Origin of the sequence: Flaviflexus equikiangi, from assembly GCF_014069875.1 — a bacterium.
In the GTDB taxonomy this organism is placed as follows: Bacteria; Actinomycetota; Actinomycetes; order Actinomycetales; family Actinomycetaceae; genus Flaviflexus; species Flaviflexus equikiangi.
This window is the reverse complement of the sequence record NZ_CP059676.1, coordinates 1225584-1239490: the sequence shown is the minus strand read 5'-3', so window position 1 is coordinate 1239490 and position 13907 is coordinate 1225584. Positions and strand designations below refer to the sequence as shown.

Here is a 13907-nt window from a genome sequence, read left to right as displayed (position 1 = left end):
GTCACTCCTGGGAAGCAAGGGAAGCGCGAGCAGCCTCGACGACGGCCTCAGCCGTGATGTTGAACTTCTCGAAGAGAAGCGCACCATCGGCGGATGCTCCGTAGTGGTCGATGCCGACGGAGCGGCCGCGATCGCCGACGATCCGTGCCCATCCGAACGTGGAGCCGGCCTCGACGGAGACGCGTGCCTTGACGTCGGTGGGGATGACGGAGGCGCGGTATTCCTCATCCTGCTCCTCGAACCACTCGAGGGACGGCATGGAGACGACGCGCGCACCCACGCCTTCCTTCGCGAGCTCTTCCTGTGCCGCGACAGCGAGCTGGACTTCGGAGCCGGTGGCGATCAGGACGACATCGACGGTGCCGGTGGGGGAGTCGGACAGGACGTAGCCGCCCTTGAGGACGCCTTCCGCACTGTTGAACGTCTCCCGGTCGAAGACGGGCAGGCCCTGACGGGACAGGATGAGGCCCGCGGGGCGGTCGTTGCGCTCGAGGATGCCGCGCCATGCGTAGGCGGTCTCATTCGCGTCGGCCGGGCGGACGACGTCGAGCCCGGGGATGGCGCGGAGAGCCCACAGGTGCTCGATGGGCTGGTGGGTGGGGCCGTCTTCGCCGACGCCGATCGAGTCGTGCGTCCACACGAAGGTCGACGGTGCACCCATGAGGGCAGCGAGACGGACAGCGCCGCGCATGTAATCCGAGAAGACGAGGAAGGTGCCGCCGTAGGGGCGGGTTGTGCCCTGGAGGGCGATGCCGTTGACGATCGCTCCCATCGCGTGCTCGCGGATACCGAAGTGGAGGGTACGGCCGAAGATGTTGCCCTGGAACATGTCCGACTGGCGATCTTCGGGGAGGAAGGACGGCTCGCCCTTCATCGTCGTATTGTTCGAGCCCGCGAGGTCGGCGGAGCCGCCCCACAGCTCCGGAAGCACGGGAGCGAGAGCATTGAGCACCGCACCGGAGGCGGCACGCGTTGCGAGAGCCTTCTCGGAGCCGAACACGGGAAGTGCCTCTTCCCAGCCCGCGGGAAGCTCACCCTTGCGGAGACGATCGAACAGGTCGGCGCGTTCGCCGGCGGTCTCGCGCCACGCGTCGTAGCCCGGCTGCCAGGCCGCACGGGCCTGCGATGCTCGAGCGGCAGCGTTCTCACGCGTGTAGGCCAGAACCTCGTCGTCGACCTGGAAGTCCTTTTCCGGATCGAAACCCATGGCCTCCTTGAGGCCCTTGATCTCCTCGGCGCCGAGAGCGGAGCCGTGGGAGGCGCCCGTGCCCTGCGCGGTCGGGGCGGGCCAGGCGATGATGGTGGAGAGGCGGATGATCGACGGCTTGTCGGTCACCTTCTGAGCCTCGAGGATCGCGTTGTAGAGCGCCTCGGGATCTTCCTTGTACTCTCCGCCGTTCATCCAGTCGACGTGCTGGGTGTGCCAGCCGTACGACTCGTAGCGGGCGAGAACGTCCTCGTTGAACGCGATGTTCGTGTCGTCCTCGATGGAGATGCGGTTGTCATCCCAGATGAGGATGAGGTTGCCCAGGCGCTGGGTGCCGGCGAGGGAGGATGCTTCGGAGGTCACGCCCTCCTGGAGGCAGCCATCGCCCGCGATGACGTAGACGAAGTGATCGAAGGGAGATTCGCCCAGCGGCGTCTCCGGGTCGAACAGGCCGTGCTCGCGGCGTGCACTGTAGGCGAAGCCGACGGCGGAGGACAGGCCCTGGCCGAGAGGACCGGTCGTCACCTCGACGCCGGCGGTGTGCCCGAATTCGGGGTGGCCGGGAGTCTTCGAACCCCACGTGCGCAGGGACGCGATGTCCTCGACCTCGAGGCCGTAGCCGGTGAGGAACAGCTGGTTGTAGTGAGTCAGTGACGAGTGTCCCGCAGACATGACGAAGCGGTCGCGGCCGGCCCAGCGGGGATCGGCAGGATCGTGGCGCATCACCTTGTTGAAGAGAACGTATGCGGCGGGTGCAAGAGAGATCGCGGTGCCCGGGTGGCCGTTTCCGGCCTTCTGGACTGCGTCGGCAGCGAGCGCACGGGTCGTGTCGACCGCTCGCTGATCGAGCTCGGTCCAGGTAAAGGTATGAGAATCCACTATGACTCCTAGCTATTGATGTGGGCTATTGGGACCAGTCTAGTCTGCGCCCCGCGCGGCGCCCTCAGAGATCGTGTGAATTTCGCGCACCGTGGACCCTTTCGGGAAAACGTCCGTCGAACCGGCCCGGGTGCGCCACATTTTCCCGCCAGTCATGTTCGATGGGACATAATGGTGCGATAGAGTGTGTCACCAGCGTTCACGAAAAGGTGGTTTGTGTGAGACAGCGGTCATCGTCCAGCCTGGAGGCGTCGCAGACCCGGGAGGCTCCCGAGCCCCTGCATCCCCACAAGGGGAAAAGGTCGACGGTCAACGCCTACATTGCGCTGACGAAACCCCGGATTATTGAGCTTCTTCTCACAACGACGATTCCCACCGTTATTCTTGCGGCGGGGGGATGGCCGAGCTGGCGGGTCCTCATCGCCTGCATCGTCTTCGGTTATCTCGCATCCGGCTCCGCCAACGCCTACAACATGGTGCTCGATCGGGATATCGATGCGGTGATGAACCGGACGAAGCAGCGGCCTCTCGTGACCGGTGAGATCTCGCCCCGGGCGGCCACGATCTTCGCTACGACCATCGGCATCATCTCGATCGCTGGCTTCGTCCTCGTGACGAACTGGCTTGCGGGACTCCTCGCCGCCGTCGCCATCCTCCTCTATGTCGTGCTGTACACGATCATCCTCAAGCGCCGCACGGACCAGAACATCGTGTGGGGCGGCTTGGCGGGGTGCATGCCGGTCCCGATCGCATGGGCGGCACAGACCGGCAGCCTCGATTGGCCCGCCCTCATCCTCTTCCTCGTCATCTTCTTCTGGACTCCGCCGCATTATTGGCCGCTGTCGATGAAGTTCGCGAAGGACTATCGGCGTGCCGGTGTGCCGATGCTGGGGGCCGTTGCGGATGACGTGACGGTGGGGAAGCGGGTCATCATCTATGGCGCAGTCACGGTCGCGGTCTCGTTGGCCCTCATTCCGGTCGCTCCCATGGGTTGGTTCTATTCTGCGGCCGCCATCGCGGCAGGCGCGTGGTTCATGTGGTCCTGCATCGACCTCTACCGCCACGCGAAGAACCCCGAGCTGGGCAAGCCGAAGGCGATGAAGGTCTTCCACGGCTCCATCTACTACCTGTCCATTCTCTTCATCGCGGTCGCGATCGACCCGTTCCTCGTGTGAGAATCTCCCCGGCTATCGCCGGATACCTCAATTCGATAGCCGTCGAGCGCTCCCTGTCCGAGAACACTCTCGTTGCTTATACGCGCGACCTGGCTCGCTATGCCGACTATCTCGACACCGTCACCGTCCGCGACCTGTCGGAGATCACGCCCGATATCGCGGCGGGATTCGCGGACTTCGTGGCGCAGGCGGGCCTCGCACGGTCTTCGACAGCACGCACCTTGACCGCCGTGCGGTCCTTCCACAAGTTCTGTCTCGGGGAGGGCTGGACGGAGGGGAACCCGGCCCGGGATCTTGCTCTTCCCAAGCAGGACAAGAGGCTTCCGAAACCGTTGACGATCGACCAGGTCGCGTCCCTGATCGCGGCCGCCTCGGCGCAGGATCCGCCGCTCGGTCCACGAGACGCCGCTCTCCTCGAGGTGTTGTACGGCACCGGCGCCCGTATCTCAGAAGTTCTCGGCCTCGATATCGACGACATCGACAGGGAGGGGAGAGCTGTCCGGCTCTTCGGCAAGGGACGGAAGGAGCGGGTTGTTCCGCTCGGTTCGTACGCGATCGATTCCGTCGATCGGTATCTCGTCCAGGCCAGGCCGGCGCTGGCCTCCCGGGGGCGGGGAACACCGAGGCTCTTCCTCAACCAGTTGGGGCGTGCGCTCTCACGCCAGTCCGCCTGGGCGATCCTCCAGGAGGCGGGTGACAGGGCGGGCCTTGCCGACCACATCTCACCGCACACCCTGCGGCATTCCTATGCGACTCACCTTCTCATGGGAGGAGCCGATGTGAGGGTCGTCCAGGAGCTCCTCGGCCACGCATCGGTTACCACGACGCAGATCTATACTGCCGTGACGATCGAAACACTGAAGGAAACCTTTGCGACATCGCACCCCCGTGCACGGAGACGGGACTAATTCGCTATTGTAAAGGGGTGACCGAGAACCCTAAGCAACCGCCGCTCATCAGCGTCCCGGCAGACGATGACTTCCCGTACCCTCCGGCACTGGACGGACACGGGCCCGCCCGCATCATCGCCATGTGCAATCAGAAGGGCGGCGTGGGGAAGACGACGACCTCGATCAATCTCGCGGCGGCTCTTGCCGAGTACGGCCGCCGGGTTCTCCTCATCGACTTCGACCCCCAGGGCGCGGCCTCTGCCGGTCTCGGGGTGAATGCTCGCGGCCTCGATCAGACGATCTACACCGAACTGCTCGCGGCTAAGCCCGATATTCGGGACATCATCCACGAGACCGGGGTTGATGGCCTGCACATCGTGCCCGCGAACATCGACCTCTCGGCTGCCGAGATTCAGCTCGTCTCCGAAGTCGGCAGGGAGCAGACTCTCGCCAGGGTCCTGCGTCCCGTCGTCGACGAGTACGATGTCATCATCATCGACTGCCAGCCGTCTCTCGGCCTCCTCACCGTCAACGCCCTGACAGCGGCCCACGGTGTCATCATTCCTCTCGAGGCGGAGTTCTTCGCGATGAGGGGGGTTGCGCTCCTCGTGGAGCAGATCGAGCGCGTCACGGAGCGTCTCAATCCGAAGCTGCGGCTCGACGGCGTCCTCCTCACCATGGTGGACAATCGCACCCTTCATGCCCGGGAGGTCATCGCCTCCGTCCAGGAGGGCTTCGGGGATCAGGTCTTCGACACGAAGATCGCTCGGACCGTGAAGTTTCCCGATGCGACGATCGCGGCTGAACCGATCACGACGTACGCACCGACCCATTCCGGCGCCCACGCGTACCGGAGGCTGGCCCGCGAAGTGATCGCCCGCGGCCACAGCGCGTAATGAAGGGGCGTCAAGCCTCTCTCTTCGAGACGGAGGGCACGCTCGCGTTCGACGTCTCTCTCGATGTCTTCGCGGGGCCCTTCGATGTTCTCCTCTCCCTGATCGCGAAGCGGCGTCTCGACGTCACTGATATCGCCCTCGCCGAGGTGACGGACGAGTTCCTCGTCCACGCCAGGGCCCGGGCGGAGATGGACCTGTCGCAGGCCAGCGAGTTCCTCGTCATCGCCTCGACGCTCCTTGCTCTCAAGGCCTCGCGGCTCCTGCCGTCGACGGATGACGATGAGGAGGATCTGGAGCTGCTGGAGGCCCGCGACCTGCTGTTCGCGAAGCTGCTCCAATACAAGGCCTACAAGGATCTGGCCGCGATCGTGTCCCGGACGATGGCTGAGACGGCACGTGCGGTTGCCAGGGATGTTCCCCTCGAGGGGGAGTATGCGGGGCTGATGCCGGACGTCGACCTCCACATCACCCCCGAGGGCCTGGCGGAGCTGGCTCGGCAGATCATGGAGCGGGATGCCACCGAACCGGAGATCGGCCTGTCCCATCTTCATGCGCCGCTCGTCTCAGTCGAGTCCCAGATCGACGTGCTCAGGGTAAAGTTGGCTGGCGGCAGGTCAGTCTCTTTTGGGGAGCTCTGCGAGGATGCACCGACGGTGGCCACCGTTGTGGCACGCTTCCTCGCGATCCTCGACCTGCTGCGGCAAGAAGCGGTTGCCGTGCGGCAAGATGAAGCGTTAGCAGAACTGGAGGTCACATGGACGGCGTAGCCGACCCTGATCTCCGGGAGGCTCTCGAAGCGATCCTCATGGTCGCACCCGAACCGGTCAGCGCCCGTCATCTCAGCGACGTCCTCGGCGTCGCCGAATCCGTCATCGATCGCGAACTTCGTGCATTGAGCGCCGACTACCGCGGCGAGAACGGTGTGCAGCGCGGCTTCGAGCTGCGCGAGGCAGGGCATGGGTGGCGGATCTACTCGTCCCCGCGCTACTCCGATATCGTGGCCCACTTCGTCACGTGGGGGCAGAGCACGAGACTCTCCGGACCGGCCCTCGAAACCCTCGCAGTCATCGCCTACCGGCAGCCTGTCTCACGATCGCAGATCGCGGAGATTCGCGGCGTCAACGTCGATGGTGTGGTCCGCACCCTCGTCACGAGGGGCCTCATCGAACCGTCGGGTCACGAAGCATCCGGCGCGGTTCTGTATAGTACAACTGGATTATTCCTAGAGAAAATGGGGATGACGTCGCTTGCGGACCTGCCGCCGACGGCCCCGCACCTTCCCGAGCTCGACGAGCTCGATGATATAGAAAAGGATCGACAATGAGTGAACAAGGCGAGCGGCTGCAGAAGGTCATGGCTCACGCCGGAGTGGGATCTCGTCGCACCTGCGAGGAGATCATCGAGTCCGGTCGTGTCTCTATCGACGGGCGGACCGTCACGCGTCTCGGCACACGCGTCACACCCGAACAGATCATCCGCGTCGACGGCGAACGGATCATCTTCGACGAATCGAAGGTGACGATGGCGCTGCACAAGCCTGCGGGCGTCGTGTCGACGATGGAGGACGAGATGGGGAGGCCGTCACTGGCCCAGTTCATCGAGGACCGTACTGAGCGCCTCTACCATGTGGGCCGCCTCGATCAGGAGACCGAGGGCCTCATCCTCCTGTCGAACGACGGGGAGCTCACCCACCGTCTCACCCATCCCTCGTACGAGATCCCCAAGACATACGTCGCGACCGTGGAGGGCCAGGTCAACAGGAGCCTGCAGCGGACGCTCGAGAACGGCGTCAACCTCGACGAGGGTCTCGTCAAGGCGGACCGGGTGAAGATCATCGAGATGGGATTGCCGAACTCCATCGTCGAAATCACGCTCCACTCCGGTGCCAACCGGGTCGTCCGCCGTATGTTCGAGGCCGCAGGCTTCCCCGTCGTCCGTCTCGTCCGCACCCAGTTCGGCACGATCTCGATCGGCAGGATCAAGCCCGGCCGTTCCCGCCTGATCCGAGGCTCCGAGCTGGGAGCGCTCATGAAATCGGTTGATCTGTGATCATCCGCATCATCGGGACAGGCCTCCTCGGCACGTCCCTCGGTCTCGCTCTCGGCAAGCACGACATCCAGCTCGACGACGCGTCTCCCATGACGGCTGCTCTCGCGCAGGATCTCGGTGCCGGCCGGGAAGTGACACCACAGTCACCGGATCCCGATCTGGTGATCGTCGCGACCCCGCCGGACGTGGCCGCGATGACCATCAACAGGTCCCTCGATGAGTTCCCCCGCGCGATCGTCACAGATGTCGCCTCCGTCAAGGCGATTGTCCTCGACGAGGTCGGGGAGGGGAGGGACCGCTACGTCGGATCGCATCCCATGGCGGGCCGGGAACGATCCGGTGCGATCGCAGCCGACGGCGACCTCTTCATCGGACGGCCCTGGGTTGTGGTGGCGCACGAATCATCGCGTCCGGACGCGGTTGCGCTCGTCAAACAGATCGCCATGGAAGTCGGCGCCTTTCCGGTCGAGATGAGTGCACAATCGCACGACAGTGCGGTCGCCAGAGTCTCCCACGTCCCCCAGCTCATGTCGTCGCTGACGGCCACGACGCTCGTCTCTGCCCCTCCGCTCAGCCTCGACCTTGCGGGACAAGGGCTCCGGGATGTCACACGGATCGCCAACTCCGACCCGAAGCTGTGGGCCACGATCATTGCCGGGAACTCGAGTTCCGTGGCCACGATCTTGAAGGAGATCCGCGATCGACTCGACTACCTCATCGAGGGCGTCGATTCGATGGCAGCGGATCGATCCTACGCCGGGGTGGCACATGTTGCGAAGATCGTCAGCGATGGCAACATCGGCGCCTCCCGCATCCCCGGCAAGCACGGCGGCGCGCCCGTCAGATATGCGACGGTGACCGTGCTCGTACCCGACAAGCCGGGAGAACTCGGCAGGCTCTTCACGGAAACGGGAGAGATCGGGGTCAACATTGAAGACTTGACGCTCGAGCATTCACCCGCGCAGCCTGTCGGCCGTGCGGCGCTCAGTGTGAACCCGTCCCAGGCCCAGCCTTTGGCTGATGGTCTGGAGGAGCGCGGGTGGACGATCGCGTCCGTAGAGATGGAGGAAAACTAGTGGGAATCACCATCGGCATTGACGGGCCGTCCGGGTCGGGCAAGTCGACCGTCTCGAAAGAGCTCGCACGCCGGCACAGCCTCGGCTACCTCGACACGGGCGCCATGTACCGCGCAGCCACCTGGTGGGTTCTCTCCCAGGACGTCGACCTGGCGGACGAGGACGCGGTCGTGGCCTGCGTGTCGGCGATGCCGCTCATGGTCCCGATCGATCCGGACGACCAGACCATCATCTGCGACGGGATCGATATCACCGACACGATCCGCACCCCGGAACTGTCGCGCGTCGTATCGACCGTGTCCTCCTACTATCCGGTGCGGGACATCCTCATCGGCATGCAGCGGGACATCATCGATGCAGAGCAGAGCCCGGACTCGTTCTCGCACGGTCGCGGTATTGTCGCCGAAGGGCGCGACATCACGACAGTCGTCCGGCCCGAGGCGGATGTTCGCATTCTCCTCACAGCATCCGAGGAGGCTCGGCTCGCACGGCGGGCCCGAGAGCTCGTCGGCACGGCCGATGCTGAGACGATCGAGAAGACTCGCGGTATCGTGTCAGAACGAGACCGTCAGGATTCCGCCGTCACGAAGTTCATGGAGGCCTCGGATGGGGTCTTCACCATTGACTCGTCAACGATGTCGATCGACGACGTCGTTGACACCATTACCAATCTGGCCGGGAGGCTCACGTGACCGATGACAGGACCGAAGCGCTGCGCAGTGCGCTCGAACAATACGATCTGACAGAGGAAGACCTCGCCGAGCTGGAATGGCAGGAGGGTGCTCCCAAGCCAGCCGATCGCCCCACCCCGCCCGTCCTGGCGATCGTCGGCCGCCCCAACGTCGGCAAATCAACACTGATCAACCGCATTCTCGGCAAACGCGTCGCGGTCGTGCAGGACACTCCCGGCGTGACGAGGGACCGTGTGCGCTACGAGGCGTCATGGAACGGCCGCGACTTCACCGTGGTCGATACCGGGGGCTGGGAAGTGAAGGTCGAGGGTCTCGACCTGTCCGTGGCGCGCCAGGCGGAAGTGGCGATCAACGAGGCGGACGCCGTGCTGTTCGTCGTCGATGCGACGGTGGGTGTGACCTCGACCGATGAAGAGGTCGTCAAGCTGCTGCGGTCCTCCGGAAAACCCGTCATCCTTGTCGCCAACAAGGTCGACTCCCAGATCCAGGAAGCTGATGCTGCCTACCTGTGGGCGCTTGGACTCGGCGAACCAGTAGCCGTGTCGGCGCTCCACGGCCGGGCCTCGGGCGACCTGCTCGATCGTGTCATGGCGATCCTGCCGGAGCATTCACAAACCGGCGGACGCGGCTTCGACCTCGGCAACCGCCGCGTCGCCCTCGTGGGCCGCCCCAACGTCGGCAAGTCTTCCCTGCTGAACCGTCTCGCCGGTGAGGACAGGGTCGTCGTCAACGAGGTTGCGGGCACGACGCGCGACCCGGTTGATGAGTTCATCGAGCTCGATGGCGAAGCCTGGACCTTCGTCGACACGGCCGGCATCCGCCGCCGCGTCCACCAGACGTCAGGCGCCGACTTCTATGCCTCCCTGCGCACGCAGAACGCGATCGAGAAGGCGGATCTCGGGCTCGTCCTCCTCGACGCCTCGGAGCCGCTCACGGAGCAGGACGTGCGAGTCATCCAGCAGGTGGTCGATGCTGGTCGATCGCTCGTCATTATCGCCAACAAGTGGGACCTGGTCGATGTCGATCGCCAGAAGGAATTCAACCGAGAACTCGAGCGAGAGCTGGTCCAGCTGAGCTGGGCGCAGCGCGTCAACCTCTCGGCGCTGACCGGCTGGCACACGAACAGGCTCTCGAGCGCCATGAACGTGGCCTACGAGAATTGGCATCGTCGCATCACCACCGCGAAGCTCAACAACTTCCTCGGGGAACTCGCCTCCGCTCATCCCCATCCCGTCCGCGGCGGCAAGCAGCCGAGGATCCTGTTCGCAACCCAGCCGAGCGCGTGCCCCCCGCGTTTCGTCATTTTCACGACAGGCTTCATCGATCACGGCTATCGTCGTTTCATCGAGAATCGTCTGCGGGAAGCCTTCGACTTCACGGGCACGCCGATCGAGATCTCGGTCCGTGTTCGCGAACGAAGGAAGAGGAACTGATGAAGCTCCTGAAAGCACTCGTACGACGCCCCTCACCCCAGCACCAGAACGGCCTCCTCACCCACCTCACACGGTCGGAGACGGACCCGGATCTTGCTCTGGCGCAGTGGGAGGACTACTGCGACATCCTGCGGGACCACGCCGAGGTTATCGAAGTCGAACCCGCGCCGGAGTACGCGGACTCGGTCTACATCGAGGACACGGCATTCGTCTACGGCAACACCGCCGTCATGACGAAGCTCCGCTACCCCTCCCGCCAGCCTGAGCACGCAGCGGTTGAGGAAACGCTCAAGGGCTTGGGGCTTGAGATCAAGAGACTGGCCGACTGGTCATATCTAGAGGGCGGGGACATCCTCAAGTTCGATGACACGATCTGGGTTGGTTTGTCCACACGGTCCGATCTGGAGGGCGTCCAGTGGCTGGAGAAGGCACTGGCGGACTATGCTCCGACGGTCATCCCCGTCCCGGTTCAGCATGCTCTCCATCTCAAGTCCGCCATCACAGCCCTGCCGGACGGAACTTTCCTCGCGCACCCGAAGTATGCTCCGCCGGAGTCCTATTTCCCGGGCTACCGCAGGGCTCCCGAGTTCGAAGGCTCCCAAGTCGTTCTTCTCGGAGACAACAAGGTCCTGCTCTCAGCCTCCGCACCGGAAACGGCTGACATGCTGAAAGCCGACGGCTTCGACGTGTACACGACACCGATGACCGAGTTTGAGAAGACGGAAGGCTGCGTCACCTGCCTCTCCATTCGGATCCGCCAGTAAGTGGCGTGAACCACGCTGAAAACGGCGTCTCTGATTGGCGATTCCACGACCGAGTGGGCTAACCTTGAGAAGTCGCAAAAGCGAACGGGCTGTGGCGCAGTTTGGTAGCGCACTTGACTGGGGGTCAAGGGGTCGTGGGTTCAAATCCCGCCAGCCCGACAGAACAGAACGCTGGTATCTCAACGAAAACGAGATGCCAGCGTTTTCGTTTTCGGTGATACCAACGAAAATCCGATAGCAGAACGTCAACGAGCGACATTCATGGTTTGTCGTTGGGCAAATAGATTCGAACCACAGGATGCAACGACTTGGTGGGCTGGATGATGATGACCGCTATGTCGCTGACGAGCATGATGATGTGGGCATAGGTTCGGTGCGGCCATGGACTCGCAAGATCAGGGTCATGTCGCGGCGGACGCGGCCGTGGGGATCGTTTCGGGGTCTCCTGGTGGGAGGCGTTGATCGCGGCTCGATAGGCTGCCTTCGGGGTGGATCGGTGCGGCAGACACCTGTGGGGTCGGTGAAGTTGACCATCCTTCTGGATGATGTCCAACTGGTTTAAGAGAGCTCCGAAAGAGGTACGTCCACCCTTTATCACGAGTAACTGCTCGTTCAAGGCCAAATCCTGGTCTCTAGAGGTGTTCCGGTGCACCATGCTATCCCGATGTCGTACGACAGTAGAGTCCATTGCCCTGCAACCAGTCACCGCCAGCCCGACAGGGCGGTAAGCGGATACTCACCGAAAACGAGATGCCTACTGGCTTTTCTCTTTGGAGGGGTGGACTATTCGGCTCACAGGTCATTGCAAGCTCAGAGGTCGCTTCGTTTTTGCTGGTGATCGGCTCTTTCGGTGTGATCATGAGATTCATGATGTTCGCGAACGTCGCTCGTAGCGGCTCTTATGCCAATGTGTGGCTGTGGTTTGGGGCGGTTGGACAACTATCAACTCTGTTCTGCAGTTGGTGATCAATGGCATCAATGTCATTGATGGCTATCAAATATTGCTTTCGCGTTGACCTCTCTCTCGACCGTAAGAGCAGGTTTGGAGGTGCGTGATGAGGGCGTGAGCATGTCTTCTTGACGACCCGGTCAGCGGCAGGTGACAGGGTACGGATAGACCGACACCGAGTGTCAGCATGACCGCTGTTTCCTCTGCGGGACAATCCAGGCAGCTCAACGCGGACGTTGAAGATCTTGCAGAGCTCCTGATCTTCATGGCTTCCCGTCAACGTTGACGAGACCTGCCAGGAGCCGGACGCAGCTTCAGCTGGCGCTCCCAACGCTTTTGGGTGCTATAGCCCGTGCCCGCGATCGTGGCCGAACATGACCGCGTGGTCCTCATTGCCCGGATCCACCTGGGACGGTTCGCTGTCATCGTGATAGCCACCAGTCGGACCCACGTGACTGACGGGCACACAGCACACACCGGGCGCACCACCTCGCGGGAATCTCCTCGGTTATCAATCGCTCATCCTGATGTGGAGATAACTGGCCAAAGCCGCGCTGTTGCTTTGAAGCTGTGGGCACACACCAATGTTCAGCGTTGCCAATTTCCTATCTTTGATTCGGCCTGGGTTTAGTTCCGAGCTTTATAGCAGAATAGGAACACTATGCCCAGAAAGTATGACCCCGAACTGAAGCAGCGTGCGGTGCGGATGGTTTCCGAGGCTCTTCCCGATCACCCCACTCGCACAGCCGCGGTCCGTCATGTCGCGGACCTGCTCGGGGTAGGCGCAGAGGCCCTGCGAACCTGGCACCGGCAGGCCGAAGTCGACCAAGGTAAAAGGCCCGGCGTGACGACCGACTTAGCCGCAGAGAATAAACGACTGGAGCGTGAGAACGCTGAGCTGCGCAAGGCTAACGAGGTGCTTAAAGCTGCGAGTATATTTTTCGCGAAGGAACTCGACCGGCCACGGACGAAATGATCGCTTTCATCGATACTTATCGTGATCGTTTCGGAGTTGAGTTCCTCTGCGCCACGCTTCGTGGAGCAGTCCGTGGATTTATCACCTCCCGTGGATACCGTGCCGCGAAGAGCCGGCCCCCGTCAGCCCGTCAGCTGAAAGACGAGCTGCTGATTCCAGAGATCCAGCGCCTGCACAAAGAGCATTACAGCGTCTACGGACGCCGCAAGATGCATGCGCTCCTGAAACGACAGGGCTGGGACATCGGCCGCGATCAGACCCACAGGCTCATGAAACTCGCCGACGTTGAAGGTATTCGCAGGTCGAAGAAGGCTTTCACCACGATCCCTGATTCCGGCTTAGCGCTGCCCGGGGACCTGGTGGAGCGCCGGTTTGTAGCTGACCGACCTAACCAATTGTGGGTCTGCGACATCACCTATGTCGCCACCTGGTCCGGGTTCGCCTACGTCTCTTTCATCATCGACGTCTTCGCTCGTCGTATCGCCGGCTGGAATGTTGCCTCGACATTGAAAGCTGACGTGCTGCCACTGCAAGCTTTGGAGATGGCTGCCTGGCAAAACGACGGTGACCTTGATGGAGTGATCCATCATAGCGATCACGGCTCGAACTACATGTCCCTGGTCTACACCAGCAGGGTCAATGAACTCGGCGCCAAGCCCTCTACCGGGACCGTCGGCGATAGTTTTGACAACGCGATGGCTGAATCGGTTAATGCTCTCTACAAGGCCGAACTGATTCGTCAGCGCGGGCCGTGGAAGACCGTGGAAGAAGTTGAGCTGGCAACCCTGGAATACGTGTGGTGGTGGAACAACAAACGCCTCCACGGTGAACTTGGCTACCGCAGCCCGCTCGAGGTCGAGACCGCCTACTACACTGAACAAGAATCCCGCCTGACACCAGTCCGGTGACAGGAAAAACGGT

12 protein-coding genes and 1 tRNA gene are annotated in these 13907 nt (G+C 62.8%); 12 read left to right on the top strand and 1 reads right to left on the bottom strand.

Features of this window, described 5'->3' with window-relative positions; translation table 11 throughout:
- Position 1 precedes the first annotated feature (1 nt).
- The gene (gene tkt / locus H2O75_RS05790; RefSeq protein ID WP_204736370.1) at positions 2-2086 is read right to left on the bottom strand and encodes a transketolase; all 2085 of its coding nucleotides are present in this window, start codon (positions 2084-2086) and stop codon (positions 2-4) included.
- A 218-nt stretch (positions 2087-2304) separates the two neighbouring features.
- On the opposite strand from tkt, the gene H2O75_RS05785 reads away from it, so the two are divergent.
- The 12 genes from H2O75_RS05785 to H2O75_RS05730 all read left to right on the top strand — a co-directional run bounded on the left by H2O75_RS05785 (position 2305) and on the right by H2O75_RS05730 (position 13894).
- Positions 2305-3261 (top strand): heme o synthase, encoded by a 957-nt coding sequence (locus tag H2O75_RS05785; protein WP_204736371.1) that lies wholly within the window; start codon positions 2305-2307, stop codon positions 3259-3261.
- Positions 3258-4169, top strand: coding sequence for a site-specific tyrosine recombinase XerD (gene xerD, locus H2O75_RS05780; RefSeq protein WP_182169502.1), 912 nt, complete (start codon positions 3258-3260; stop codon positions 4167-4169). Before H2O75_RS05785 ends, xerD begins: the two co-directional genes overlap by 4 nt.
- Positions 4170-4186: 17 nt before the next feature.
- Complete coding sequence (locus tag H2O75_RS05775; RefSeq protein WP_259365188.1) at positions 4187-5047, top strand: ParA family protein; 861 nt, start codon at positions 4187-4189, stop codon at positions 5045-5047.
- Positions 5047-5814: a segregation and condensation protein A gene (locus H2O75_RS05770; protein ID WP_182169499.1), complete on the top strand. Its 768-nt coding sequence runs from the start codon at positions 5047-5049 to the stop codon at positions 5812-5814. Before H2O75_RS05775 ends, H2O75_RS05770 begins: the two co-directional genes overlap by 1 nt.
- On the top strand, positions 5802-6371 hold the full coding sequence (gene scpB, locus H2O75_RS05765; RefSeq protein WP_182169496.1) for an SMC-Scp complex subunit ScpB: 570 nt from the start codon (positions 5802-5804) through the stop codon (positions 6369-6371). Before H2O75_RS05770 ends, scpB begins: the two co-directional genes overlap by 13 nt.
- Positions 6368-7096, top strand: a complete 729-nt coding sequence (locus H2O75_RS05760; protein WP_182169493.1) for a pseudouridine synthase — start codon at positions 6368-6370, stop codon at positions 7094-7096. The genes scpB and H2O75_RS05760 overlap by 4 nt, the downstream gene beginning before the upstream one ends.
- Entirely contained in the window at positions 7093-8172 is a 1080-nt protein-coding gene (locus tag H2O75_RS05755) for a prephenate dehydrogenase (RefSeq protein ID WP_182169490.1), read from the top strand. The genes H2O75_RS05760 and H2O75_RS05755 overlap by 4 nt, the downstream gene beginning before the upstream one ends.
- On the top strand, positions 8172-8864 hold the full coding sequence (gene cmk, locus H2O75_RS05750; protein ID WP_182169487.1) for a (d)CMP kinase: 693 nt from the start codon (positions 8172-8174) through the stop codon (positions 8862-8864). Before H2O75_RS05755 ends, cmk begins: the two co-directional genes overlap by 1 nt.
- Complete coding sequence (der, locus tag H2O75_RS05745; protein ID WP_182169484.1) at positions 8861-10297, top strand: ribosome biogenesis GTPase Der; 1437 nt, start codon at positions 8861-8863, stop codon at positions 10295-10297. Before cmk ends, der begins: the two co-directional genes overlap by 4 nt.
- On the top strand, positions 10297-11061 hold the full coding sequence (locus tag H2O75_RS05740) for a dimethylarginine dimethylaminohydrolase family protein (protein WP_182169481.1): 765 nt from the start codon (positions 10297-10299) through the stop codon (positions 11059-11061). Before der ends, H2O75_RS05740 begins: the two co-directional genes overlap by 1 nt.
- Positions 11062-11146: 85 nt before the next feature.
- Positions 11147-11220: transfer RNA gene (locus H2O75_RS05735), tRNA-Pro, on the top strand.
- 1451 nt (positions 11221-12671) lie between these two features.
- Positions 12672-13894 (top strand): IS3 family transposase gene (locus tag H2O75_RS05730; protein WP_182169478.1). Its coding sequence is split into 2 segments (ribosomal slippage): positions 12672-12957 and positions 12957-13894, totalling 1224 coding nucleotides; the frame shifts between segments, so codons are not numbered across the junction.
- The last annotated feature ends 13 nt before the right edge of the window (positions 13895-13907 follow it).